23 protein-coding genes, 1 riboswitch and 1 other annotated feature are annotated in these 25,556 nt (G+C 30.7%); of the genes, 7 read left to right on the top strand and 16 right to left on the bottom strand.

All coding sequences use genetic code 11. From position 1 onward, the window contains the following. Positions 1 to 46 precede the first annotated feature (46 nt). Entirely contained in the window at positions 47 to 1,273 is a 1,227-nt protein-coding gene (locus tag ACQZHJ_RS16890) for a NupC/NupG family nucleoside CNT transporter (protein WP_430486640.1), read from the top strand. Positions 1,274 to 1,417: 144 nt separating this feature from the next. Here ACQZHJ_RS16890 and ACQZHJ_RS16895 read toward each other — a convergent pair whose 3' ends face one another. Continuing rightward, positions 1,418 to 2,494 (bottom strand): M24 family metallopeptidase, encoded by a 1,077-nt coding sequence (locus ACQZHJ_RS16895; protein ID WP_430486641.1) that lies wholly within the window; start codon positions 2,492 to 2,494, stop codon positions 1,418 to 1,420. Between the two features lie 182 nt (positions 2,495 to 2,676). Between ACQZHJ_RS16895 and ACQZHJ_RS16900 the strand changes: the two genes are divergently transcribed. Then, entirely contained in the window at positions 2,677 to 3,375 is a 699-nt protein-coding gene (locus ACQZHJ_RS16900; RefSeq protein WP_430486642.1) for a metallophosphoesterase family protein, read from the top strand. A 36-nt stretch (positions 3,376 to 3,411) separates the two neighbouring features. On the opposite strand, the gene ACQZHJ_RS16905 is transcribed toward ACQZHJ_RS16900, so the two are convergent. Then, positions 3,412 to 4,389 (bottom strand): cytochrome b5 domain-containing protein, encoded by a 978-nt coding sequence (locus ACQZHJ_RS16905; protein ID WP_430486643.1) that lies wholly within the window; start codon positions 4,387 to 4,389, stop codon positions 3,412 to 3,414. 106 nt (positions 4,390 to 4,495) lie between these two features. Next, positions 4,496 to 4,744, top strand: a binding site (T-box leader). 66 nt (positions 4,745 to 4,810) lie between these two features. Here ACQZHJ_RS16905 and asnS point away from each other — a divergent pair. Further along, the gene (gene asnS, locus ACQZHJ_RS16910; RefSeq protein WP_430486644.1) at positions 4,811 to 6,208 is read left to right on the top strand and encodes an asparagine--tRNA ligase; all 1,398 of its coding nucleotides are present in this window, start codon (positions 4,811 to 4,813) and stop codon (positions 6,206 to 6,208) included. Positions 6,209 to 6,248: 40 nt separating this feature from the next. Here asnS and ACQZHJ_RS16915 read toward each other — a convergent pair whose 3' ends face one another. The 5 genes from ACQZHJ_RS16915 to nrdG form a co-directional block, all read right to left on the bottom strand. Then, positions 6,249 to 6,737, bottom strand: coding sequence for a DUF3426 domain-containing protein (locus ACQZHJ_RS16915; protein WP_430486645.1), 489 nt, complete (start codon positions 6,735 to 6,737; stop codon positions 6,249 to 6,251). A gap of 134 nt (positions 6,738 to 6,871) precedes the next feature. Then, positions 6,872 to 7,510, bottom strand: a complete 639-nt coding sequence (locus ACQZHJ_RS16920) for a histidine phosphatase family protein (protein ID WP_430486646.1) — start codon at positions 7,508 to 7,510, stop codon at positions 6,872 to 6,874. Positions 7,511 to 7,578: 68 nt separating this feature from the next. Further along, on the bottom strand, positions 7,579 to 9,057 hold the full coding sequence (locus ACQZHJ_RS16925; protein ID WP_430486647.1) for a leucyl aminopeptidase: 1,479 nt from the start codon (positions 9,055 to 9,057) through the stop codon (positions 7,579 to 7,581). A 182-nt stretch (positions 9,058 to 9,239) separates the two neighbouring features. Continuing rightward, positions 9,240 to 9,791, bottom strand: a complete 552-nt coding sequence (locus ACQZHJ_RS16930) for a YcxB family protein (RefSeq protein WP_430486648.1) — start codon at positions 9,789 to 9,791, stop codon at positions 9,240 to 9,242. 141 nt (positions 9,792 to 9,932) lie between these two features. Next, complete coding sequence (gene nrdG, locus ACQZHJ_RS16935) at positions 9,933 to 10,442, bottom strand: anaerobic ribonucleoside-triphosphate reductase activating protein (protein WP_430486649.1); 510 nt, start codon at positions 10,440 to 10,442, stop codon at positions 9,933 to 9,935. A 109-nt stretch (positions 10,443 to 10,551) separates the two neighbouring features. Between nrdG and ACQZHJ_RS16940 the strand changes: the two genes are divergently transcribed. Further along, positions 10,552 to 11,160: an HD domain-containing protein gene (locus tag ACQZHJ_RS16940; RefSeq protein WP_430486650.1), complete on the top strand. Its 609-nt coding sequence runs from the start codon at positions 10,552 to 10,554 to the stop codon at positions 11,158 to 11,160. Positions 11,161 to 11,234: 74 nt separating this feature from the next. Here the strand turns inward: ACQZHJ_RS16940 and ACQZHJ_RS16945 are convergent, their stop codons facing one another. The 6 genes from ACQZHJ_RS16945 to ACQZHJ_RS16970 form a co-directional block, all read right to left on the bottom strand. Beyond that, on the bottom strand, positions 11,235 to 12,593 hold the full coding sequence (locus ACQZHJ_RS16945; RefSeq protein ID WP_430486911.1) for an MATE family efflux transporter: 1,359 nt from the start codon (positions 12,591 to 12,593) through the stop codon (positions 11,235 to 11,237). A 425-nt stretch (positions 12,594 to 13,018) separates the two neighbouring features. After that, complete coding sequence (locus ACQZHJ_RS16950; protein WP_430486651.1) at positions 13,019 to 14,014, bottom strand: isocitrate/isopropylmalate dehydrogenase family protein; 996 nt, start codon at positions 14,012 to 14,014, stop codon at positions 13,019 to 13,021. 18 nt (positions 14,015 to 14,032) lie between these two features. Then, positions 14,033 to 15,952, bottom strand: a complete 1,920-nt coding sequence (locus ACQZHJ_RS16955; RefSeq protein ID WP_430486652.1) for an aconitate hydratase — start codon at positions 15,950 to 15,952, stop codon at positions 14,033 to 14,035. Positions 15,953 to 16,110: 158 nt separating this feature from the next. Then, positions 16,111 to 17,256 carry a homocitrate synthase gene (gene nifV, locus ACQZHJ_RS16960; RefSeq protein WP_430486653.1) on the bottom strand — a complete coding sequence of 382 codons (1,146 nt, stop codon included), beginning with the start codon at positions 17,254 to 17,256 and terminating at the stop codon, positions 16,111 to 16,113. A gap of 183 nt (positions 17,257 to 17,439) precedes the next feature. Continuing rightward, positions 17,440 to 18,432: an adenosine deaminase gene (add, locus tag ACQZHJ_RS16965; protein WP_430486654.1), complete on the bottom strand. Its 993-nt coding sequence runs from the start codon at positions 18,430 to 18,432 to the stop codon at positions 17,440 to 17,442. Positions 18,433 to 18,518: 86 nt separating this feature from the next. After that, a riboswitch (purine riboswitch) is annotated at positions 18,519 to 18,618 on the bottom strand. 98 nt (positions 18,619 to 18,716) lie between these two features. Continuing rightward, positions 18,717 to 20,834 carry an anaerobic ribonucleoside triphosphate reductase gene (locus ACQZHJ_RS16970; protein ID WP_430486655.1) on the bottom strand — a complete coding sequence of 706 codons (2,118 nt, stop codon included), beginning with the start codon at positions 20,832 to 20,834 and terminating at the stop codon, positions 18,717 to 18,719. A 260-nt stretch (positions 20,835 to 21,094) separates the two neighbouring features. Between ACQZHJ_RS16970 and ACQZHJ_RS16975 the strand changes: the two genes are divergently transcribed. The 3 genes from ACQZHJ_RS16975 (at position 21,095) to ACQZHJ_RS16985 (ending at position 23,602) form a co-directional block, all read left to right on the top strand. Further along, a complete protein-coding gene (locus ACQZHJ_RS16975; RefSeq protein ID WP_430486656.1) occupies positions 21,095 to 22,162 on the top strand; it encodes a DUF3048 domain-containing protein in 1,068 nt (355 codons plus the stop codon). A 148-nt stretch (positions 22,163 to 22,310) separates the two neighbouring features. After that, positions 22,311 to 23,156, top strand: coding sequence for a DegV family protein (locus ACQZHJ_RS16980; protein WP_430486657.1), 846 nt, complete (start codon positions 22,311 to 22,313; stop codon positions 23,154 to 23,156). A 2-nt stretch (positions 23,157 to 23,158) separates the two neighbouring features. After that, on the top strand, positions 23,159 to 23,602 hold the full coding sequence (locus ACQZHJ_RS16985; protein WP_430486658.1) for a PadR family transcriptional regulator: 444 nt from the start codon (positions 23,159 to 23,161) through the stop codon (positions 23,600 to 23,602). A gap of 103 nt (positions 23,603 to 23,705) precedes the next feature. On the opposite strand, the gene tnpA is transcribed toward ACQZHJ_RS16985, so the two are convergent. The 3 genes from tnpA to ACQZHJ_RS17000 all read right to left on the bottom strand — a co-directional run bounded on the left by tnpA (position 23,706) and on the right by ACQZHJ_RS17000 (position 25,545). After that, positions 23,706 to 24,161: an IS200/IS605 family transposase gene (tnpA, locus tag ACQZHJ_RS16990; protein WP_124044959.1), complete on the bottom strand. Its 456-nt coding sequence runs from the start codon at positions 24,159 to 24,161 to the stop codon at positions 23,706 to 23,708. 173 nt (positions 24,162 to 24,334) lie between these two features. Continuing rightward, entirely contained in the window at positions 24,335 to 24,523 is a 189-nt protein-coding gene (locus tag ACQZHJ_RS16995; RefSeq protein ID WP_430486659.1) for a ferredoxin, read from the bottom strand. 167 nt (positions 24,524 to 24,690) lie between these two features. Then, positions 24,691 to 25,545 carry an Mrp/NBP35 family ATP-binding protein gene (locus tag ACQZHJ_RS17000; RefSeq protein WP_430486660.1) on the bottom strand — a complete coding sequence of 285 codons (855 nt, stop codon included), beginning with the start codon at positions 25,543 to 25,545 and terminating at the stop codon, positions 24,691 to 24,693. Positions 25,546 to 25,556: the final 11 nt, after the last annotated feature.

Genomic DNA, 25,556 nt, shown 5'->3' on the forward strand with positions numbered 1-25,556 from the left:
TATAAAATAAAATGAACAAAAAAAACATAAGAAAAGGAGAACAAAGGTGGATAGGATTATTGGTGTAATAGGTCTTATATGTATTATTGGTATAGCTGTTCTTTTCTCTGAAAACAGAAAGAAGATCAACTGGAGACTTGTCGGAACAGGTCTTTTACTACAAATAGTTTTCGCTTTACTAATCTTAAAAGTACCTGCTGGTAGAGCAGTATTTGAATGGGTTAGTAGTGGAATAACTAAACTTTTAGATTTTACTAAGGAAGGTAGTTCATTCTTATTTGGACCATTACTTGATACAGATAAAATTGGTATGATATTTGCTTTACAAGTATTACCAACAATTATCTTCTTCTCATCATTAATGAGTGTTTTATATCATTTAGGTGTAGTTCAAGTAATAGTTAAAGTTATTGCTAAAGGGGTTGCTAAATTATTAGGAACAAGTGGTGCTGAAACTTTCAGTGCTGTTGGTAATATCTTCTTAGGTCAAACAGAAGCTCCACTTCTAGTTAAGCCTTACATAAAGAACATGACTAAATCAGAATTATGTGCAATCATGGTAGGTGGTATGGCTACAGTTGCTGGTGGTGTTATGGCTGGTTACGTAGCAATGGGAGTTAACGCAGGTAGTTTACTTGCTGCTTCAATCATGGCTGCTCCTGCTGGATTAATACTTGCTAAAATCTTAGTTCCTGAAACAGAAGAACCAGAAACTAAAGGTGGCGGAACTCTTGAGCTTAAAGTTGAAAGTGAAAATGTTATAGAAGCTGCTGCAAACGGTGCTTCAGAAGGTTTAGGATTAGCATTAAACGTTGGTGCTATGCTTCTTGCATTCGTTGCTCTTATAGCTATGATTAACGCATTATTCGGTGCAATCGGTGGAATCTTCGGAGCTCCTTGGTTAAGCTTAAACTGGATTCTTGGTAGATTATTCTCTCCTCTAGCATTCATTATGGGTGTACCAATGAAAGATGTTTTCGTTGCTGGAGACTTATTAGGAATCAAGTTAGCTGTTAATGAGTTCTTAGCATATTCTCAATTAGGAACTTACATAGCTAACGGAACATTAGAACCTAAGACTGTAATGATATTAACTTATGCTCTTTGTGGATTCGCTAACTTAAGTTCAGTTGCAATCCAATTAGGTGGTATCGGTGGATTAGCTCCAGAAAAGAAACCAACTATAGCTAAGTTAGGATTAAAAGCACTTTTAGGTGGTGTATTAGCTACTTGTATGACAGCTACAATAGCTGGTATCTTATTCAGTGCTTAATATTTAAGAAAACTTTAGATTGTATTATAAAATATGAGAACATTCTTGATTTCAAGAATGTTCTTTTTTTGTATATTAAAATAAAAAAATCTTAGAATTCATAAATCAAATAATATGAATTCTAAGATTTGTACTTTTAAATAATTATTTTATTACTGATAATTCTTTATTAAAATGATTTAATCTTTCACAACCCTCTTCAGTAACTAATACTAAATCCTCTATTCTTACCCCCATATCTCCTTGAAGATATATTCCAGGCTCAACAGAGAATATCATTCCTGGTTTAACTTCATCTGTATTAGTAGCTCCTACATCACCGAAGTCATGAGTTTCTATTCCTATTGAATGACCTGTTCTATGAGTAAAATATTTTCCATAGCCAGCTTCCTCTATAACGTCTCTTGCTGTCTTATCTATATCACAGAATCTAACACCAGGTTTAATCATTTCTATAGCCTTTTTATTAGCTTCTAATACTGTATTAAATATTTCTTTTTGATGCTCAGTTGGCTCACCAAAGAATACACATCTAGTCATGTCTGAACAGTAGTAATCTTTTTTACATCCAGTATCTATTAATACACCCATTCCTTTTTCTAATCTTTGCTCACCTGATTCTGCATGAGGATCTGCTGCATTAGCTGCAAAAGCAACTATTGGTGTAAATGAGTATCCTTGGCATCCATACTCTGCATAGCACTTACCTAATACTTCTACTACTTCCTTCTCTGTCATACCTTCTTTTAAGCTATTTATAGCCTTTTCTACAGCTATGTCATTTATTCTTGAAGCTTCTTTCATTAAAGCTATTTCTTCTTCATCTTTTCTCATTCTTACTCTATCAACTATAGGAGATCCATTCACAAAGTTCTTTGCTGAGTTTCTCTCTAATAGTTGTATTAAGAAATGAGCTTTCCAATCCTTATCTATCCCTAAGACTTCATCATGATTTATTACTTCATGTAAAGTATCTATTGGGTTCATAGTATCGTTATACCAAAGTATATCAACACCTAAATCTTCATTTATTGGGAATAATTCATTTACTATAAATTTATGATTTCCATTAGTATTTATGTAAAGTGTAACCATTCTTTCTCCCGGATTTATCCACTTACCAGTTAAATAAAATATTGCCGCAGGTGAAGAAACTAACATTTGAGGTATTTTTTTTTCCTCCATAGCTTCTATGATTCTTTTTAATCTTCCGTCTTTCACCCTAATCACTCCTCTTTTAATAGTTAAATTTCTTTAAATAAATTATATCACAAATTTATACTATCTAATAATTTCTATAGATTATCGACTTTGTAATATTTATTTTTATATTTTGTCCATCATTTTGTTATATAATAATTACTATGAAATAAATTTACTATTTTACTAAGGAGGCCATAAAGTTGAGAATTGCAGTAATATCAGATATACACGGTAACTTATATGCTTTAAGAGAAGTTTTAGAAGATATAGATAATCAAAATATCGATTCAATAATATGTCTAGGAGATTTAGTTGGCTATGGACCTCATCCTAATGAAGTAATAGCACTTATTAAAAGAAGAAATATTCTTTGTCTAAAGGGAAATTATGATGCTTCTGTTGTAGATAATGATTATACATATATTAGAGATACAGACATAAACTCATTTTCTCTACCTTGGACTGTAGAAGAGCTTAGAACATCTAATAGATATTATCTTGATAATCTTCCAAATGATCTTTCTATCAATGTTTGTGGAAAATCTATAAAGTTTGTACATGGTAGTCCTAGAAGAATTAATGAATACCTTAAAGAAGACTATTCTGAACTTGATGAGATTATGAGTGAACTTAAGGAAGATGTTTTAGTTTGTGCGCACACTCACATACCTTATGCTAAAAAAGTTGGTGATAAGGTTATTATAAACGACGGTAGTGTTGGTAAACCTAAAAACGGAAAACCTCATGCAACTTATGTAATTCTAGATATATCTAATGAATTTAAATTAAAAGTTGAGATTAAAACTGTTCCTTATGAATTTAAAAGAACTATGAAGGATATGGAATTAAAGAACTTCCCTCATAAATTAGTTTATTCTTATGAATTAGGAAAAGAATAAAAAATAAAGCTAGTTTATAACTAGCTTTATTTTTTATTAAACTTCTATACAACTACAAGTTAAAACTCCTGCTATAGGAATATCCCTCAAATAAGATTTATCATTCCCATAAACCTCCTTATATTCTCCTGTTAAATCACAACCTAATTTAACATCCATAAGTTTAGAATCTTCAATATCAGTTAAATCATAAACAGTTCCGAAAACAGCTATATACGGTGGTTTTCCATCCTTCCCATTAAAACTTATCAATTCATTTACTTTAAACTCTCTAACCTCATTATTATCTAATGGTTCTATATTCTGATTTTCATGTTTTCCTCTATTACTTTCTGGGAAATCATATAATACACCTACTACAGGAATATCTTCTAACAATCCCTTATTCCCATTGTGACACGCTCTATACTCATCGCTTATATCTGTACCTAACTTTAGTTCATCATGTGGATTCACTTTTAAGAATGGTAAATTTGTAACATTATATACAAGTCCATCTATAGCTACATAAGCTGGTTTATCTCCCTCACCATTATATGTTGCCAATTCTTTTGTACTAATTACTTTTAGCCTTTTTTCAGAATAGTATGGCTCAACTTCCTCAATCAATTCAACTTCCTCTGGTTCAGCTAGCATTCCAACAACAGGTATCTTATTTAAAATACCTACATTACCTTCATGACATTCATTAAATTCATTAGTTAAATCTTTTCCTAGCTTTAACTCATTATGTGGACTCTGTTTGAATAATTCTATGTTAGTTACATCATAAATCATCCCATCTATAGCTACATAAGCTGGCTTACCATCCTTTCCACTGAATCCAGCTAACTCCTCTGGTGTTAATATAAGTATATCTTGTTCTTCTTCTCTTGTGCTGTAATTATCAAATTCATTAAATACTTCTTCTATTTTATCTCTATATTTTTTTAAGTTTTCATCATTTCTTGCTAAAGTCATTAAATACTTTAATTTATTTATTTGTTCAAACTTTTCTTCAAAAAAATCGCACATAAAAACTCCTTAAATACATACTATATCTATATATTTCTATGTGGTTAATATTGCAAATGTTAATATTTTATTGTAAAATCATTATTAATCAAACTAAATAGTTTTTTTATTTACTATGACGAGAAGAGTAAGTTTAGGATGTAGCTTCTAGCGAGCAGATTATGGTGAGAGTTCTGTAGTGAAACCTATTCTGAAGAACATCTCTGAGTTTCTAACCGAAATCCTTTCTTAGGAGAGTAGACTTAGACGGATTCAAACCGTTACACTTGAAGAACATATTTAGTGTTCATAAAGCCGGCTATTATTTTTAATAGCAATTTGGGTGGTACCGCGAATAATGCCATTCGTCCCATTAATCATGTGGATGAATGGCTTTTTTTATTTGGAATAAAACTTATTATAAGAAAGAGAGGATACAATAATGAAAGATGTAGTTTTAGTTAAAAGTCTTTACAGAAACACTAGTGAATATAGTGATAAAAAAGTAAAAGTATCAGGTTGGATAAGAACTCTAAGAGCTTCAAACGCTTTTGGATTTATAGAAGTTAATGATGGTTCATTCTTCAAAAACGTTCAAGTTGTTTTTGATAGTGAAAAAATATCTAACTATAAAGAGGTTTCAAAATTACCTATAAGTTCATCAATATCAGTTATAGGTACTTTAGTAGTAACTCCAGATTCAAAACAACCATTTGAAATTCAAGCAGATGAAATATTAGTAGAAGGAATGTCTGATTCAGATTACCCTCTACAAAAGAAAAGACATACTTTTGAGTACTTAAGAACAATTGCTCACTTAAGACCAAGAAGTAACGCTTTCTCAGCTACTTTCAGAGTAAGAAGTGTGGCAGCTTACGCTATCCATAAATTCTTCCAAGATCAAGGATTTGTTTATACTCATACTCCAATCTTAACAGGTTCAGACTGTGAGGGAGCTGGAGAAATGTTCAGAGTAACTACTTTAGATATGATGAACCCTCCAATGACTGAAGAAGGAGTTATAGACTTTTCAGAAGATTTCTTTGGAAAAGAAACTAACTTAACAGTTTCAGGACAATTAAACGCTGAATGTTTCGCTTTAGCATTCAGAAACATCTATACTTTTGGACCAACTTTCAGAGCAGAAAACTCAAACACAGTTAAACATGCTGCTGAGTTCTGGATGATTGAGCCTGAGATGGCATTTGCTGATTTAATAGATGACATGGAAGTTGCTGAAAACATGTTAAAATACGTTATAAAATACGTTATGGATGAGTGTCCAGAAGAAATAGCTTTCTTTAATCAATTTGTTGATAAAGGATTATTAGATAGATTAAACCATGTTGTAAGCTCAGAATTCGGAAAAGTTACTTACACTGAAGCTGTTAAATTACTTCAAGAGTCAGGAAAAGAGTTCGAATACCCAGTTGAGTGGGGAATAGACCTTCAAACTGAACATGAAAGATTCTTAACAGAAGAAATCTTCAAGAAACCAGTATTCGTAACTGACTATCCAAAAGATATCAAAGCATTCTACATGAGATTAAACGAAGATGGAAAAACAGTTGCTGCTATGGACTGCTTAGTTCCTGGAATCGGAGAAATCATAGGTGGTAGCCAAAGAGAAGAAAGACTTGATGTCTTAAAATCTAGAATGGCTGAATTAAGCTTAAATGAAGAAGATTACTGGTGGTATTTAGAACTTAGAAAATACGGTGGAACTGTTCACTCAGGATTTGGTCTAGGTTTCGAAAGATTAATCATGTACATCACAGGAATGGCTAATATAAGAGACGTAATACCATTCCCAAGAACTACTGGTTCTTCAGAATTCTAATAAACAAAAAGAAGTGGAATTAACTCCACTTCTTTTTTTATTAACCTAATTTAACATGTACTGAATCAATATCTAATATTTCTGGCTCATAGTCTAAAACTAAGTCTTTTGCACCCTTATTAACTTGGAATACCACAGAACCCTCTAATTCACCATTAGCTGGTACAGCTTTATCATTAGCTATTTTTAGTTCTGTAGCTTTTTTTAAATCTTCAGGTATGAAAACACTTTTTATTTCTTTATCATTTTTATCTTCTAAAGTAAATTCTATTCTACTGCAAGCTTTATCATCATTAGTATTATTTTTCATAATGTATTTAACTACTAATAATTCTTTTCCTTGTTCAGCTTTAAGATTATCTATTGATTCTAATCTTTCAGTTCCTGTTACCTTCAATGTTAAATCTCCTACATTTATCTCTTGATTCATATTATAGACCTTATCATCATTTGATGAAGAACATCCAGCAAATAAAACTGAAGTAAATATTGCTATAACTAATATTATTCCAACTCTCAATTTCTTCATAGTAACCACCTCATATTTTTAAATTTTAATGAATTAATTAACTTATTATTCATATTTCTCTTGTTTATTTTACTCTCAGTTTATTAAAAATAAAAGGGGGTATCAAAAAAAATTCTAGATACTCCCTCTAATCTTTAAACGCCTTTACCTAAAACTACCTCTTCTTTGTAGTGAGAAGTATCTGCATTCATGATTATATTAAATTCTTCATCATTAAAATCTATCTCTGTTAAGCTAGTTTGCTTTAAAAATGGTGGGTTCCAAACTCCCTTTACTCCATGACCTTGAAGCTCAGCCATAAAACTTTTAATAGTTATTGTATGCGAAACTATTAATATAGTTTTATCTTTATTTTCTCTTACCAATTTCATTATAACATTATAAGCTCTATCAACTAATTCATAAAAACTTTCTGCTCCATTTGGTGGATTGAAGGCCTCAGTATTCTCCCAGAAATTAAGCATATTATGCTTGTCTATCTTTTCAACATCACACTTTCTTAGACCTTCCCATTCACCAAGTTCAAGTTCTCTTAAATCATGTTCATCTAATATTTCTATATCTCTTTCACCTTTTATAAGCTCTGCTGTATGTCTGGCTCTATATAGTGGACTAGAGTATATTCTATCTATATGCTTATCTCTTAACCTCTCTCCTAGCCACTTAGCTTGTTCAACACCAAGAGGAGTAAGATTTGAATCTTTACATCCTTGCATCTTTCCTGCTACGTTCCATTCAGTTTCCCCATGTCTTACTATATAAACCTTCGTCATAATATCTCCCTCGTCATAAATAATATAAAAAAAGTAGGAAAAGCTTTCCTCTTCCTACTTATATTATACTATTTACATCTTCTATTTGCTAATTCATATAGTGTTCTAACGCCTGCTCCTGTTCCTCCAACTGGACAATAAGCACCCTTTTTCTCAGCAAATGCAGGACCTGCTATATCTAAGTGTAACCATGGTTTATTTTGAACAAATTCACCAATGAATAAACCAGCTGTAATTGTTCCAGCATATTTTCCACCTATATTCTTTAAGTCTGCTATACTTGATTTTATAAGTTCATTATATTCTTCAAAACTTGGTAATTGCCATACTTTTTCTCCAGTTACCTTTGTAGCTTCTTGTAGCTCATTATAAAACTCATCATTATTAGTTACAACTGCAGTAACATCATCACCTAAAGCTACTAAGGCTGCACCTGTTAATGTAGCTACATCTATAACTTCACTAGCTTTTTCTTTTTCTATAGCATAAGTTACAGCATCTATTAAAGTAAGTCTTCCTTCAGCATCTGTATTTAATATCTCTATAGTTTTTCCTGCCATAGATCCTATAATATCACCAGGCTTATAAGCATGACCTGATATCATATTTTCACAAGCAGCTACTATAGCTATTACATTTATTTTTAGATTTCTCTTAGCTATGGCACTTATTGCTCCTATAACAGCAGCAGCTCCACCCATATCTGATTTCATTGTTACCATTCCATTAGTAGGCTTTATTGAATATCCACCTGAATCGTAAGTTAATCCCTTTCCTACTAAAGCTAATCTTTGGTCCATATTATCTTTATCACCAAAGTATCTCATAACTATAAGTCTTGGTAAATTATCTGAACCCATTCCTACTGATAAGAATGCTTCCATCTTTAACTCTTCTATTCTCTTTTCATCAAAAACTTCAACTTCAAATCCATACTCTTTGCTAGCTTCTTCAACTTTTTCAGCTAAAGTTTTTGGATACATTATATTTGACGGTTCATTAACTAAATCTCTAGCTAAACAAGTTGTTTCTGCAAGTAAAGTTGCTTCCTCTACAGCCTTTTTAGCTAACTCTATCTCTTCTTCTTTAATATTATGTCCACCAATATGTACACAAACATTAGCCTCTTCTTTTTTATCACTCTTATATTTGTCAAAAGTATATGATGCTAAGGCCATACCTTCAACGATTGCCTGAATTGAATCTTCTAAAGAAAGTTTTCCAGCATCAAATCTTATAAATATGGAATCACTTTTTAACCTCTTTATTTCAGCTACAACTTTACCAAAAGCTTTTCTAAGCTTTTCTTTAGTTAAATCTTCTGATTTTCCAAGTCCTAATAATATTAAGTCTTGAATATCATCTCCAACCATTCTATTTGTGCTAAATATCTCTCCGTAAGCGCCTTTAAATTGACCTTTTTTATTTAGTATATCTATCTTACTCTGTACCTCTTCATTAGGTATTTTTGTTTCATCTTCAAAATATGGTACTAAGATAGCACTTGTATCTGTGCATTTTAATTTTTTAACCTCAAAACTATACATATATTTCCCACCTCTTTTAAAATTTTATAATTAATATATCATACCTCAGTTTAGTATTCTATTTATATTTTATCTAAAAAAAATTATAAAATTATGATACTCTAAATTTTTTCAAAAGTACGTAACCTAAGTCACCAATTATGAATTTAATAAAAAAAGACTTAACTTTTTTAGTTAAGTCTTTATGCTAATCCAATAATAGATAGAATACGTTCTTTAACGTTATTTCTATCACTACTTATTTTATTTAAAAAAGATAATCTGTGAGCCTTGTTTTCAAAAGCTTCCTTTGGTATTGATAAATAATCAATAGAAGATATATAAATATATACATTCTCTTTAAAAGAAAATACCTCTCTAATTATTTTCCAAGGATACATCCTTCCGGCAACGCCATTGTTATATTCCACTCTTAGCCCATCACTCATAATTTCTATTTTGCATTTACCAAACATATTCTTTTGTTCTAAAAATTCAACATTATTTTGTATGTCATCTTCCATTGTTTTCTTATTTTTTCTATTGCAGATAACAGAGAAAATAATCCAAAATAACAATGTTACAAAATAAAAAGAATTATTAAGATTTTCACTAGCTTTAATGAACACCATAGTCATTATAAATACAAATACGGCCCCAAGAAGCTCAATTAAAATCCAAAATAGAAATTCTCTACTTGTAAAATCCCTACGACACCTTATAAACTCATCTTTGTCCAGTATAAATTCTAACATACTTTTGCTCCCTACTCCCCTTTAAGCACTTAAAGTCGCTACCTTCCAATATTTATATATTTATAATTTTACCATAGCTTTTAATATTAAACTATTATAAAGAAATTACATTTCAAGCTTTTAACAGAATCTTAATTTACTTTAAAATTCTAACTGTACAACCATTCCTTCTTCTAGACTTTTTTTAACATCAATTATTCTTTGATTAGTTGACCCCCTGAATCTTAAACCATCTTGTTTATTATTTATTTCAAACTTTCCATCAACTAAAACATCTATGTTTTCTAAGTATTCTTTCCACTTATTTTCCTCATTTGCATTTTCTAATAAGTACTCAAATCTATATCCTGTATAGCTCCAAACATTAAGACCTAACTTTTTTGATTCTTTAGCTAAATATAGAAACTTGACTGACTGCTCTAATGGATCTCCACCACTAAAAGTTACTCCATCAATAAATGGATTTTCTGATAAGTCTTTTATAAGCAAGTCCATATCCATTTCCTCACCACCCATAAAATCATGAGTATCTGGATTAAAACACCCTCTACAATTATGATTGCATCCTTGTGCAAAGAAAACTCTTCTTATTCCTGGTCCATTAACTAAACTCTCATACGCTATTCCTGATAATCTAATACTTTTATTCACAAGTAAATCCTCCCTTAATTTATATATGTATATTTTTTCTTATCTATGTTTAAAAAGTTGTACATGTGTTAATCCTCTAAATAAGTATTTAATTTAGGGGGTACATAACATGAACAAAAAAGAATTATTTTTAGAAATCCAAAATCACTTATTAAATGATAATAAACCATCAAGATTTTTAAATCAATTAAAAAATGAGGATAGATTTAAAAATTCTCCTTTTAATATTTTTAATCAACTTAACGAAGAAAACAAATCTAATTATTCTAATCCTTGGACTCATACATTAAATGTTGTTGATATTGCATCAAAATACAAACATTTATCTAATAACTCTACAGCTTTTATGTGGGCAGCATTTTTTCATGATATAGGAAAGGTAAGAACTCTAAACCCAATTCATGATAGAATAGGTGGAGAAATAACTAGAAGAATATTAAGAGATTGTAGTGAAGATGAGATTCTAAATGAATATATAATAGCTCTTGTTAAGCATCATTCAGCTCCTATTTTCGTTTTAAACAGAATATCCTACAGCATAATAGATTTAATAAATACTACTGATATTCATGATGTTGCACTACTTTCATTATGTAATAAGATTGGAGACTTTCCTTCTGAAGAAAATAATATAGAAAGAATACTTTTAGATAGTAATAAATTTCTTCAAGTTATGTCATCTAAAACTTGTGTAACATTTAAAGATATAATAATTTAGATAGCTGAACTCTTTTATATTCATAAAATAAAAGGTTATACTAATTTGTTTTTTATTAGTATAACCTTTTTTTATTAAACAGGTATTAAATTTTCTTCGTTTTTTTCTTCAACCTCTATTCCACTTATAACATTCTTTATCCACTTACCAGATTTAAGCCTTCCAAGCTCAAATATTAACTTTAAAAATTCCTCTGTACATATTAAGAAGTAAACACTATATACAGGAAGTGAGAATACTGTTGATCCTAAAAATGCCATAGGAACTGCATAAAGCCATATGGTTCCTGATTGTACTAGCATTGAATAAGTTGTATCTCCACCACCCCTGAAGACCCCAACTATCATAACCATATTAAAGGCTCTTATAGTAAAGAATAGTCCTATTACTCTTAAAACTTTTAGAGTATCTAGGTAAGTTGAATCACTCACATTAAACGGCATAAGTACAAGTGGTGCAGTAATCCATATTAAAACTCCTAAAATAAATCCAACAATAACTGATATAGCTGCTATACTCTTAGCATACTCTCTTGCAGTATCTTCTTCATCTGATCCAATTTTATTTCCAATCATTATAGATGAAGCAGTAGCTAAACCAATTAAAAACACCATAAACATATTATTAAGAGTAGTTGCTATTTGCATACTAGCTACGGCATTTGTTCCTATCATAGCATAGGCTATAGAATATGCAGTCATTCCTAAAGACCACACTAATTCATTAACTATTACTGACCAAGAAGTTTTAAAATAAGTTTTTACAAAAGGTAAATCAAATGACATTAACTCTTTTACTTTTGCTGCTACTTTATTCTTACTTAAATAAACAAAGACAACTATAACTATCATCTCTATAAATCTAGCAATAGTAGTAGCTAAAGCTGCTCCTGCAACTCCCATTTCAGCAAAACCTAAATTTCCAAATATGAATACCCAGTTTAAACATGCATTAACAAGTACTCCTATAAGACTTGCGTACATAGGAACAGAAGGTTGTTCTGTACTTCTAAGTGCTGATGAATAAGCTTGTGTAAAATTAGTAAAAATACAGCTTATAGCGACTATCTGTAAATATCTTGCTCCAAGTTCAATTACTTTTGGGTCATTAGATAAAATCTCCATTATTTCATTAGATAAAAATCCCGACCCTAACGCAAATACTGTTGAAACAATAAAACCTATAGATATATCAAGACCTAAAACCTTTTTAATATTTTTTAGGTCCTTCTTTCCCCAAAACTGAGACATAAAAACACTAGCTCCAGCATTTATCCCTAAAATGCATAATGTAAAAATAAATATATATTGATTAGCTAATCCAACAGAAGCAATTGCTTCTTCTCCAAGCTTACCTACCATTAAATTATCAACTAAATTTAATGATGAAGTTATAAAACTTTGTATTGTTATAGGAACAGCCATCATTATCATTGTAGATAAAAATTCTTTATTCTTTAAAGCTTTAAACAAAATCATTTCCCCCTTATTTCAAAATATACATAAAAAAATAGAAGCAAATGGGTAGTGCTCAGCCGCCCATCTGCTTCTAAAATCTTATTAATTGTCTAATAAATAATTAATAAAGTCAATATTTTAAGATTAATCTTTACACTAACTTAAAATATACATAAAAAAACTTTTACTACTTATTAATTTTTTAGTTGAATTTATCCTCATTTTTATTGTACAATATACATCTCACTGTAATTTTCAGTGAAAGTACACCAAAATTACTAACAATAATACGTTCAAAAAAATTATCCACAGAATATTTTTTTGAAAATTATCCACAGTTGTTAAAATAAAAAATAATCCACAGGCCTTTATGTTTTGTTCACCTGTGGATTATTTTTGTTTTATATGATATTTCTTATAATTTCATCCCCAAATTCTTTAGTCGAAGAGGTTCCACCTAAATCTTGAGTTAAAATTTCTCCATTTTCAAAAATTTTTACTAAAGCTGATTCTATTTTATCTGCACTTTCATATTTTCCAAGATGTCTAAGCATCATTATTGCAGATTGAATTAGAGCGGTAGGATTAGCAATATTTTTTCCTGCTATCTGAGGAGCACTTCCATGAACAGCTTCAAAAACTGCATATTTTTCACCAATATTTGCTCCTGGAACTAGACCTAACCCTCCAATAAGTCCTGCACATAAATCTGATAAAATATCTCCATAAAGATTTGGCATAACTAAAACATCATATTTTTCTGGATTAATAACTAAGTTCATAGCCGCTGCATCAACTATTAAATCATCATAATTAACTCCACATTTCTCACACTCTTCTCTAAATATTTTTAGGAAAAGTCCATCTGTTAACTTCATTATATTTGCTTTATGAACACCAGTTACCTTATTTCTCTTATTGTTTTTTGCATAATCACAAGCATAATTAACTATTCTTTCGCAAGCACTTTTAGTTATAATCTTTATACTTTCAGCTCCATATTCTCCAAGCTTATGCTCTATACCAGCATATAAATCCTCAGTATTTTCTCTTACTATAACCAAATCAACATTTTCATATCTAGATTTTATTCCTTTAAAACTTTTAACAGGCCTAACATTTGCATATAAATTTAGCTCCTGTCTTAAAGTTACATTTACACTTTTAAATCCATATCCAATAGGAGTTGTTATTGGGCCTTTTATAGCTACCTTATTTCTTTTTATTGATTCTATAACTTCCTTAGGAAGAACTTCTCCCGAAACTTCTATTTGTCCTTCACCAGCTTGAACTTCTTCCCACTGAATATCAGCACCACTTGCTTCAACAACCTTTTTCATTACCTCAACTATCTCTGGTCCAATTCCATCTCCAGGTATTAAAGTTACTCTACTCATAAACTCTCCTCCTAAAAATTATTTATTTCTCTTATGGTAATTTATTTTTCCACCAGCTCTTATCATTTCTTTTTCTTCATATGATAAGTTTATTTCCACAGAAAAATAGTTATTTTTAGTTATATTCTTAATATTTAAAACTCCACAATCTAATCCCTCAAAAATATTTTCTATTTTAAGTTCATCTAGAGAACCTATATTTTCATAATCATCTTTATTTAAAAATTCCATAGGGATAATTCCACTATTTATTAAATTAGCTTTATGAATTCTAGCAAACGACTTTGCAACAACACCTTTTATTCCTAGATATAATGGCGCTAAAGCAGCATGCTCTCTACTAGAACCCTGTCCATAATTTTCTCCTCCAATTATTAATCCCCCATTATTATCCTTAGCTCTATTTGGAAAATCTTCATCTACAGTATTAAAACAATAGTTAGCTAAGTATGGAATATTACTTCTAAAAGGAAGTAGTTTTGAATTTGAAGGCATTATATGATCAGTTGTAATATTATCCCCAACCTTTAACAATACTTTTCCACAATACTCTTCTTTTAGCTCAATATTTAGTGGAAAACTTTTTATATTTGGTCCCTTAATAATTTCTTCCTCTTTTGAACAGTTTGGTGAAATTATCATACTGTCATCTATTATAAAATCATAATCTTCTTTTAAGTCTAAATCTACTTCTAATTCTCTAGGATCAGTTAAAACTCCTTTTAAAGCTGAAACTGCTGCTACTTCTGGACTGACTAAGTAAACATTAGCTGATAAGGTTCCACTTCTTCCATAGAAATTTCTATTGAATGTTCTTAATGAAACTTCATCAGTGCCTGGTGATTGTCCCATTCCAATACAAGGACCACATGAATTTTCTAAAATTCTTGCTCCTGAGCTTATGATATCTCCTAAAGCCCCATTTCTAGAAAGCATCTCCATAACTTGTCTTGAACCTGGAGCAATAACTAAACTTACATCCTTATGAACCTTTTTTCCCTTTAGAATTTTGGCTACTTTCATTAAATCCTCATAAGAAGAGTTCGTACAGCTTCCTATAGCAACCTGATCTACCTTTATATTTTCTAATTCTTTTATCTTTTTAACATTATCAGGACTATGAGGCATTGCAACCACTGGCTCTAACTCATTTAAATCTATTGTTATCTCCTCATCATAAATAGCATCCTCATCTGGTCCTAGCTCTAAATAATCCACTTCTCTTCCTTGCTTTCTTAAGAACTCAAGAGTATTTTCATCACTAGGAAATATAGATGTTGTAGCTCCAAGCTCTGCTCCCATATTTGTTATAGTAGCTCTTTGTGGAACTGAAAGACTTTTTATTCCTTCTCCACTATATTCATAAACTTTACCTACGCCACCTTTTACAGTTTCTCTCCTCAGCACTTCTAAAATAATGTCTTTAGCTGAAACCATATTTTTAAGTTCTCCAACTAAATTAACCTTACAAACCTTTGGAACCACTATCTTATAAGGACTTCCTGCCATAGCTAGAGCAACATCAAGCCCACCTGCTCCAATAGCTATCATTCCACATCCACCTGCTGTTGGAGTATGACTATCTGAACCTATTAAAGTGTCCCCAGGACAAGAAAATCTCTCTAAAAATACCTGATGACAAATTCCATTACCAGGCTTTGAAAAATGTACTCCATATCTATTAGCAACAGTCTTTATATATTTATGGTCATCAGCATTTTCAAATCCTTGTTGAAGCATGTTATGATCTACAAAAGCAACACTTCGCTTTGTTTTTACTTTCTCTATATTTAAAGCTTCAAGTTGTAAATATGCCATAGTTCCAGTAGAATCTTGTGTTAATGTCTGATCTATTTTTATTCCAATAAACTCGCCTTGTTTTAACTCTCCCTCAACAAGATGATTTCTTAATATCTTATAAACTAAATTTTCACCCAAATTAAGTCCCCCTCTTTATTTATTGCTTACTAAAATTTTTCATTAATATCTATTAAACATTGTAATTTCTAAAGCTTTTAAAAATTTTATTGTTAAATTAAAAAAGTAAATTTTTATTAATGCCCCACTTTTTTATTAATAAAATTCCTTTTTTTTATTTATTTAATACAGTAATCCTTATAAAGCTGAACTATTTCCTTATCAAAAAGACTTCTTTTTAGCATTACAGAAAGCTCTCTAACCTTTTCTAAAAGACATGTAGCCTCTCCTTCTTTTAATGCTATTCCATACTCTCTAAACTTATTTACTAAAGCTGCCTTTCCCGAATGTTTTCCTATTACAATCTGCCTTTGTAAACCAACTTCACTAGGGTTAAAAGCTTCATATGTTTCTGGGTTCTTTAAAGCTCCATCAGCATGTATTCCTGATTCATGGCTAAACATATTATCTCCAACAATAGCTTTCCATGCTGGCAATTGCCTTCCTGATGCCTTTGAAACATACTCAGATAAGTCCTTAAACATTTCAGTCTTAACTCCTATATCATATCCATGAACATATTTAAGACCCATTAAAACCTCTTCTAAAGCTGCATTTCCAGCCCTCTCACCAAGTCCATTTACTGTAACACCAATATGATTAGCACCACCTAAAACTCCTGCTATAGCATTTGCTGTAGCCATTCCAAAGTCATTATGAGTGTGCATCTCTATATCCATCCAAGTATTCTTTTTAATCATTTCTATTTTTTCTCTTATTTTAAATGGATTCATAACTCCCACAGTATCACAATATCTAAACCTATCTGCCCCAGCATTTTTAGCTTCTAATATGAACTTGCATAAAAATTCATCGTCAGCTCTTGAAGCATCTTCTCCATTTACTGATACATAAAGTCCATTCTGCTTTGCAAATTCAACAGACTTAACCATATTTTCTATAACCCATTCTCTAGAACTCTTAAGCTTATGCTTTATGTGTATATCTGATACTGAAATTGATATTGCAACAGCATCTACGCCACAATCTATAGACTCTGCAATATCATTTTTATTAGCTCTATTCCAAGCCATTATGCTAATCTTAAGATTCTTCTTACAAATTTCTTTAATAGCTATTTTTTCATCCCCACCCATAGTAGGAATTCCAACTTCAAGTTGATCTACGCCCAAATCACTAAGCATTTTAGCAATAGTAACCTTCTCATGATTAGCAAAAACTACCCCAGCTGTTTGCTCTCCATCTCTTAAAGTAGTATCAACAATATAAATTTTTTCTCCAGTTTCTTTATTTATAACTGCCAAATTAAGCTCCCCTTTCATTTTTAAGAAGTATATTATCATAGCAAATACCATTTTTCTATATACTCTCATAATAAAAATATTTATATGTTTAAACTAAAAAAAGGATGACTATTTAAAGTCATCCTTTTTAATATTATCTATTGAAATATATATTTCGACCAAAACAAATTATTTTTATTAAGATTAAATCGCTAATTTAAGAGTTTCTTTAACTTCCTCTGTACAGAATGCAGCATCAACACTATTTAAATATATTTTTTTATAATCTTCAAAGCTTATATGGAAAGCTTCATTTACATTACTAAACTCTTCAGTAAGTGTTATATTTGAAACTGTTCTGTTATCTGTGCTTAAATTAACTTTTATATCATCCTTATGATATTTGTAAATAGGGTGCTCAACATATTCTTTAACTCCCTTAGTATCTATATTACTCTTAGGACACATTTCTAATGTCACACCTTTATCCTTAACTAAGTTATAAGCTTCTTCATCATTGAAAATAAATAATCCATGACCTATTCTCTCAGCACCTAAAAGTTCTATAGCATCTTTAACATTTTTTCCATATCCAGTTTCTCCAGCATGTATTGTTACTCTAAAACCAGCTTCTCTAGCTACTCTCATAACTTCCTCATATGGTTTGACAAAGTCTTTCAGTTCACAACCAGCTAAGTCTATAGCCACAACACCTTTACCTATAAACTTCTTACCAGCCTCTATAACTTCATAAACACTATCAACTGAATGATGTCTTAAGCATGATAAAATTACATTTCCTTTTATATCATATATTTCCTCAGCCCTTCTAATTCCTTTTATTACACTTTCTATTACTTCTTCTTGAGTCATACCTTGCTCTAAATGAAATAGTGGTGCAAATCTTATTTCTATATATTTTACATTCTCCTTATTAGCATCTTCCATTAATTCAAAAGCTACTCTCTCTAAATTCTCTGACTTTTGTAGTATGCTAACAGGCAAGTCAAATCTTCTTAAATATTCATCTAATGAAGAGCAGTTCTCAGGAATAACCAGTAATTCTTTAACCTTATCATAATCATAGCTTTCTAACTTTATTCCTTCTTTTTTAGCTAGTTCAATAGCAGTTTCCACTCTTAAAGAACCATCTAAATGGCAGTGTAATTCTATCTTTGGTAAGTTTAATAAATTCATTATACTTCCTCCCTAAAATGCATTGGTTTATATAAAGTCTAAAAATATTCAAAAAAAAAATTCTTGATTACGAAGAAAGCATAAAAATTAAATGATGCTTCCTTCGTAATCAAGAATTACTGGTTCTTGGTAGAAACCCCCAAACCATATTATTGGGGTTATACGAAGCCTTTTATTTTTGTTTTCTATTGTACCATATAAAAATTTTAAGTCAATAATCTTTTTTGTAAAAAAGAGACATATCAAATTATTGATATGTCTCTTATAAGTTTAATTATATTCTATTATACGCAATGATAAGCTTTTTTATTACCTTCTAAGTGAGAACGTCTATCCTCTCTCTCATGGTATTTTCCTGGACCAAATCTTTCATCAAGACTTAAATATCCAGTAACTCTTGATATACCTTGAATATCTTGGCTTCCACAATTATTACACTTACACTCATTATTATGAAGGTAAGTTCCACAATCTTTACAATATCTTATATGGAAGTTAATTCCTAAGTAGCTTATATTAGTTTGCTTATAAGCATAATTTAATATCTTCATTATTGCTTCAGCATTTGGACAATCATCAACTTCTAAGTAACTTATATGTCCACCATTACATAAATTATGATATGGTGCCTCAACATCTATCTTATGCTTAATTGAAGTTGCATAGTAAACTGGAACATGGAAACTATTTGTGTAGTAATCTTTATCAGTTACTCCTTTTATTAAGCCAAATGCCTTTTGGTCTTGCTTTATGAATTTACCTGATAATCCTTCTGCCGGTGTAGCATAACAGCTCCAGTTTAAGCTAGTTTCTTCACATAATCTGTCACAGTATTCTCTCATATGACCTATTATCTTTAATCCTAATTCTCTTGAAGCATCATCTTCACCATGATGTTTACCAGTTAAAGCTATTAATGTTTCTGCAAGTCCTATAAATCCAATTCCCCAAGTTCCTTGCTTTAATATTGGTTCTATTGAATCATCTGGTCCTAAATTTTCTGCACCCTTCATTAGTCCTTGACCAGCTACAAAAGGTAAGTCTTTAACTTTTAAGTTCTTAAGAACTCCATATCTATGCATTAAAGATTCTTTTGAAACTCTTAATCTATCATCTAATAATTCAAAGAATTTATTAATATCATTTTTAGCTAATATACCAAGTCTAGGTAAGTTTATAGTTGTAGGAGCTATATTGCCTCTACCTTTACATCCTGGCTCTCCATTAACGTTTTTCATAAGATAAGTTCTACATCCCATTGTTGCTGGCATGTATCCTCTATCATAATATTCTTTATTAAAATCCGCATCTATGTTCATGAAGGTTGGGTTCATTCTTTTTGCTGCTACTCTACATGCTAATTCATATAAATAGAAGTATTTGTCTTGAGGCTCTCTGTTAACCCCTTCTTTTACTCTAAATATGATGTTAGGGAATATTGGCTGCTCACCTTTTCCTAATCCTTTTTCATATTCCTCTAAGAATACTTCACAAACTAAAGCTGCGTCTGCATTGTTTGGTATTCCTAAGTTTAATGAACTAAATGGAACCTGTGATCCAGCTCTTGAATGCATTGTATTTAAGTTATATACAACACCTTGCATAGCTTGATGAACTCTTTCTCTTAACTTATTTTCTACAAGCTCATCTAACTTTTCGCCTTCTAATCCTAATCCGATATATTCTTCTCTAATTTCTTGTCTTGTAGGATCTACAAAAACACTCATATCATTATCAAAGTCTGGATGTGATTGGCCACCAAACATATCATTTTGAGTTGATTGTAATAATATACATGATAACTCAGCTGCTGTTTCTATTCTTCTTGGTGCATTTATTGTTCCGTATCCTGTATTAAATCCACTTTGTAATAATTCACCTGTAGGTATGTGTAAACAGTTAGTAGTTAAGTTATAACTATCTAAATCATGATAATACACATCTCCATTTTCATGTGCTCTTGATAACTCCTTAGGCATAGTTGCTAAATTGAACCATTTATTAGATTCTGAAGCTATTCTTAATAATTTTGATGAGAAGTTATTTCCTACGTTAGCATTATCTCTATCTGTCTCTACACCGATCTTACTTATAGCTTTCATTAAGTCTGACTTAATTTCTCTAACTTTAGTTCTTTCTGTTCTATATGCCTTATAAGCTGTTGCTATTTGATTAAATCCATTATCCTTTAAAGCTTTTTCAACTAATACCTGAATTTCTTCAACCGTTACTTTTGTCTTACCTGACATTTCTATATAGTTAATTACTTTTTGTATAGTATCTAAAACTTGACTTTCTCTTATTGTAACGCCAACTTCATTGGCTGCTCTCTTTATTGCATTAGCGATTTTATCCGCATTAAATCTTGATTCTCTACCGTCCCTTTTCACAACATGTAGCATTAATACTTCCTCCACTCCACTATATATTGTACTCGGATTATTATACTCCACTATTAATAGTTATGCTAATTTTTAAAAATCCTTATAGTCAAAAAAGACCTTATTATCTCCGTTTTTTCTCTTTTTTCTTAGCCTATGTTCAATTTCTCTTCAGTTGACATTAAGAAAAATATATAAATTACTTCTCCATATGATGAATAAAATTCCATATAATGTCACATAATAATCAATATGTATTTTAATACACAGGAGGATTTTAAATGAAAAAATTAATAATCATTTCTTTACAATTAGTAATGAGTTTGTTAGTTGGATTATTCATAGGTAACATAATAATGCCTTTGAAAGCACCTGAAAAAGTAGATACCTTAAAAAAAATAGACTCTATAGACTTAACAAAAGCTGAATCTATTGAAACCACATCTAATCATATAGATGAAGATTTAAAAACTTTTAGTCCATATACAGGCCAAATTTTAGAAGCAGAAGCAATTGAGAATATTCCATTTATGTGTATAGTAGAGAACTCAAAAGATGCTAGACCTCAAAGTGGTCTTTCAGAAGCAGATATAATATATGAAACTATGGCTGAGGGAGGTATCCCTAGATTCTTAGCAGTATTTTATGAAAACTCACCTAAGGTTATAGGTCCTGTTAGAAGTGTACGCCCATATTTCATAGACCTATCTAGAGAACATGAACTTCCTTTTGCTCATTGTGGTGGAAGTGCTGAGGCTTTAGCCACAATATCTAGCGATGATTCTTTAAATAGTATAAATGAAATTTCAACTGGTGCGCCCTTTTGGAGAGACAATGCTAGAAAAGCTCCTCACAACTTATACACATCTGCAGAAAATGTGAGAAACTTTATAATCAGTAATAATTATCAATATTCAAAAGAAAGTCATTTTGATTTTTTAGATAATGCTTTATTAGATTCAAACAACTATGCATCAAATCTAAGTATGGATTTAAGCAACTATTATAAAACTTCATATAAATACATAAATGGATTCTATGAAAAGTATATGGATGGAAAACTTGCTACAGATAAAAACACAGGAGAAGCATTAAAATTTAAAAATATAGTAGTTCAAATTACTGATATGTCTCTTCAATCAGATAATACACATATAGATATAGATTTAGTTGGTGAAGGTCCTGGATATATATTAACCAATGGAAAGATAGAAAAAATTAATTGGAGCAAAGACAATGTGAATAGTAAAACTAAATTATTAACTGAAGATGGAGCACCTTTAAAACTATCTAGAGGTAATACTATATGGCATATTGTAGATAAAAACTCCAATCTAAACTTCAATTAAGTTCATAAGTAAACCGTTTTCTTGAAAAACAATCTGTTTTAATATTTTATTAACAGATTGTTTTCTCTTTATACCATTATCAGTATTGATAATGCTATCACTATTGATATATAATTCAATTAAAGATAATTGATTGGAGGCAGATGAATTGCAAAAAATCGCTATATTAACAGACAGTTCTTGTGACTTAACTATAAATGAAATAAAAAAATTTAATATAAATGTACTACCCTTAAAAATAATATACAAAGATAGAGAATATAATGACATTTTTGATATAACACCAGAAGAGGTTTATAAAAACTTACATAACGAAGTTCCTACAACTTCATTATGTAGTCCAGATTATATAAACTCAATTTTAGACAAGCTAGAAGCAGAAGGATATACTCACATAATAGGAATATTTATTTCTAGTGCTTTATCTGGAACATTTAATGCTGCTAGATTAGTAATTGAAGAAAGAACTTCAATGAAATCATACTTATTTGATAGTAAAATAATTGGTTACCCTTTAGGTTCTATAGTTTTAGAAGCTGCTAAACTTGTTCAAGAAGGAAAAAGCTATGAATATATAATAGAAGCTCTTCCAAGCATTAGAGAATCAATTACTGGCTTCTATACGCTAAATACTTTAGAGTATTTAAAGCGTGGTGGAAGAATAGGAAAAGTATCTGGTACAGTTGGAGACTTACTTCACCTAAAACCAATAATCACAGTAGATGAGCATGGTGCTTACTGTACTTTTGCTAAAGCTAGAGGAAGAAAGCAATCTTTAAAGAAAATAACTAATATAATACTAGAATATCTTGATGCTGGAAAGTGTAGTATAGCTGTACTTAATGGAATGGCTGAAGAGGAAGCTAGACAAGTACTTGCTTCTGTTGAAAATCATCCTAACCTAGTAAAATCTGAGGTTAGAGCTATTGGTGCTGCTATGGGTGTTCATGCTGGTCCTGGAATGTTAGGGGTATCAATTCAAAAGGAAATTTAATTATGTACAATGATGACTTTATAAAAGCTGAAGAAAAACGCCTTTATGATGAATATAAAAAACAAGTAGCTAAGCTTAAAAAGGTTCAGAAGGAAAAGGAGGCAGTTGGTCAAGTTTTTACTAAAGGTCTTCTTCCTATCTATGCCTTATATATTTTAAGCGTTAAGCCAACTAATGGAAATGATTTAGCTCAAAAAATAGGTGAACATACTAACGGATTATGGATTCCAAGTACAGGAGGAATATACCCACTTCTAAAAAAATTAGAAAAGCAGGGTTTTGTAATTGGGGCTTGGGATGATCCTAACAGAAAAATACAAAAAGTATATTCATTAACACCTGAAGGTTTTGAAGAATTTGAACAAAAAAAGCATTTATTAAAACCTAAAATTAAAGAGGCTTTAGAGGTTTTTAAAATAATATATGCTAATCTATATAATGAATAAAAATCCACCAGCTTAGCTGGTGGTATTTCCTCAGCCCTATAAGGGCATGCTACTTGCGTTGCGTCTTAAGACGCTTAAATTGGTCCGCCAGCCGCATACTTCTTTACTTGCTACCCTTAAAAGGGTCCATATATTCTTTTATACTAATTTGATCAGCTATCATATCTTCTTGTTCTTGATTTCTTATATATTCTTCAATTGCCTTCTTATTTTTTCCGACAGTATCAACGTAAAATCCTCTGCACCAGAAATGTCTATTTCCATATTTATATTTTAAATTTGAAAACTTCTCAAAAATCATAAGACTACTCTTACCTTTTAAAAATCCAACGAAACTTGAAACACTCATTTTTGGTGGTATTTCAACAAGCATATGTATATGGTCTACGCAAGCGTGCGCTTCGACTATCTTAACTCCTTTCCATTCACAAAGCTGTCTTAATATCTTACCTATCTCTTGTTTTTTCTCTCCATATATTTCTTTCCTTCTGTATTTTGGTGCAAATACTATATGATATTTACAATTCCATTTTGTATGTGCTAAACTGTTTGTATCCATTTAAAAACCTCCCTTTGTTACGAAAATTGGCTGCGAACCTATTTTCATTTTAACAAAAGGAGGTTTTTTATTACATCGCTAAAGCTCATCTGAACACACTCGCATAGCGAGTGGTTTTCATTAAACAAAAAAAAGATTCTAATAGAATATAAATCTATTAGAATCTTTTTCTATTACCCTACTGAAATAGCTCCAACTGGACAACTTGTTTCAGCTTCTTTAGCTCCATCTTTACTGTTATCCGGAACTTCCTCTACTATTACATGAGCTTTTCCATCATCATCCATATCAAATACATCTGGTGCTATTGATGGACATAATCCACATCCAATGCAAGTATCTTTATCTACTGCTGCTTTCATTGCTATTTCCTCCTCAAAATTAAATTAACATTAATAGTATTCTCTAATTTCTTTATTCTATGTAAGTCTTAATACCAATATTTTCTCTTAAATTATAAAATATAGTTCTCTAAAAATAGAAAAAATTAAAGGTATGACTTAAATAAGTCATACCTTCTTATATTATCTTAATATAATCCTTCAAATATTAATGAATACAGTGGGTTATCAGCAACATATTCTTCTGCTCTTCCCTCTTCTAAAGCCTCTGTTAAGTCTAAGTTTATTGGTAACTCTCCGATTAATGGAAGCCCTAAATACTCAGCATGCTCTTCTGAAGACTTTTTGCTGAATACTTTCATCTTCTTACCACACTCACACTCTATGTAAGCCATATTTTCAACTACTCCTCTTACATCTACGTTCATTTTGTGAGCCATAGTTACAAGCTTCTTAACTATCATTGAAACCATATCTTGAGGTGTTGAAACTATTACTAATTCTTTTATAGGGAATGTCTGCATTACTGTTAATGTTATGTCACTTGTTCCTGGTGGCATATCTATTAATAAGTAATCTAATTCTTCCCAAGAAGTATCTCTAAACATTTGGTTTAATACTCCTGTAACCATTGGACCTCTCCAAATTACAGGATCATCTTCAACTTCCATAAGTAGGTTCATTGAAATAACCTTTATTCCTAATTTAGTTTCAACTGGAACAAATTTAACCTGTTTTCCTTCGCTATCCATAGCAATCATTTCAGCTCTTTTTTCATTTATTCCAAAAAATCTTGGCATTGATGGTCCAGTTATATCAGCATCTAAGACTCCAACCTTGTAGCCTTTTTTAGCTAATTGAGTAGCTAATATACCAGTAACAGTTGATTTACCAACTCCACCTTTACCACTTATAACGCCAATAACATTTTTAATATTTCCATAGTTAGTTCCTAATTTTGCAGGTACAGATGAACTGCATCCTCCATCCTTGCTAGCTGAACTACATTTATCCTTATTTGCGCAACTTGCACAACTTCCCATAACAAAATTCC

The organism is Clostridium sp. B9, assembly GCF_050509515.1.
Taxonomy (GTDB): Bacteria; Bacillota; Clostridia; order Clostridiales; family Clostridiaceae; genus Sarcina.

Excerpts from the sequence above, each read along its gene's own strand:
- ACQZHJ_RS16970 (WP_430486655.1), bottom strand. The coding sequence starts at position 20,834 with ATGCTACATGTTGTGAAAAGGGACGGTAGAGAATCAAGATTTAATGCG.
- ACQZHJ_RS16950 (WP_430486651.1), bottom strand. The coding sequence starts at position 14,014 with ATGAGTAGAGTAACTTTAATACCTGGAGATGGAATTGGACCAGAGATA.
- ACQZHJ_RS16920 (WP_430486646.1), bottom strand. The coding sequence starts at position 7,510 with ATGACGAAGGTTTATATAGTAAGACATGGGGAAACTGAATGGAACGTA.
- ACQZHJ_RS16975 (WP_430486656.1), top strand. The coding sequence starts at position 21,095 with ATGAAAAAATTAATAATCATTTCTTTACAATTAGTAATGAGTTTGTTA.
- ACQZHJ_RS16945 (WP_430486911.1), bottom strand. The coding sequence starts at position 12,593 with ATGATAATGATGGCTGTTCCTATAACAATACAAAGTTTTATAACTTCA.
- ACQZHJ_RS16905 (WP_430486643.1), bottom strand. The coding sequence starts at position 4,389 with ATGTGCGATTTTTTTGAAGAAAAGTTTGAACAAATAAATAAATTAAAG.
- ACQZHJ_RS17000 (WP_430486660.1), bottom strand. The coding sequence starts at position 25,545 with ATGGGAAGTTGTGCAAGTTGCGCAAATAAGGATAAATGTAGTTCAGCT.
- tnpA (WP_124044959.1), bottom strand. The coding sequence starts at position 24,161 with ATGGATACAAACAGTTTAGCACATACAAAATGGAATTGTAAATATCAT.
- asnS (WP_430486644.1), top strand. The coding sequence starts at position 4,811 with ATGAAAGATGTAGTTTTAGTTAAAAGTCTTTACAGAAACACTAGTGAA.
- add (WP_430486654.1), bottom strand. The coding sequence starts at position 18,432 with ATGAATTTATTAAACTTACCAAAGATAGAATTACACTGCCATTTAGAT.
- ACQZHJ_RS16995 (WP_430486659.1), bottom strand. The coding sequence starts at position 24,523 with ATGAAAGCAGCAGTAGATAAAGATACTTGCATTGGATGTGGATTATGT.
- ACQZHJ_RS16925 (WP_430486647.1), bottom strand. The coding sequence starts at position 9,057 with ATGTATAGTTTTGAGGTTAAAAAATTAAAATGCACAGATACAAGTGCT.
- ACQZHJ_RS16915 (WP_430486645.1), bottom strand. The coding sequence starts at position 6,737 with ATGAAGAAATTGAGAGTTGGAATAATATTAGTTATAGCAATATTTACT.
- ACQZHJ_RS16930 (WP_430486648.1), bottom strand. The coding sequence starts at position 9,791 with ATGTTAGAATTTATACTGGACAAAGATGAGTTTATAAGGTGTCGTAGG.
- ACQZHJ_RS16985 (WP_430486658.1), top strand. The coding sequence starts at position 23,159 with ATGTACAATGATGACTTTATAAAAGCTGAAGAAAAACGCCTTTATGAT.
- ACQZHJ_RS16940 (WP_430486650.1), top strand. The coding sequence starts at position 10,552 with ATGAACAAAAAAGAATTATTTTTAGAAATCCAAAATCACTTATTAAAT.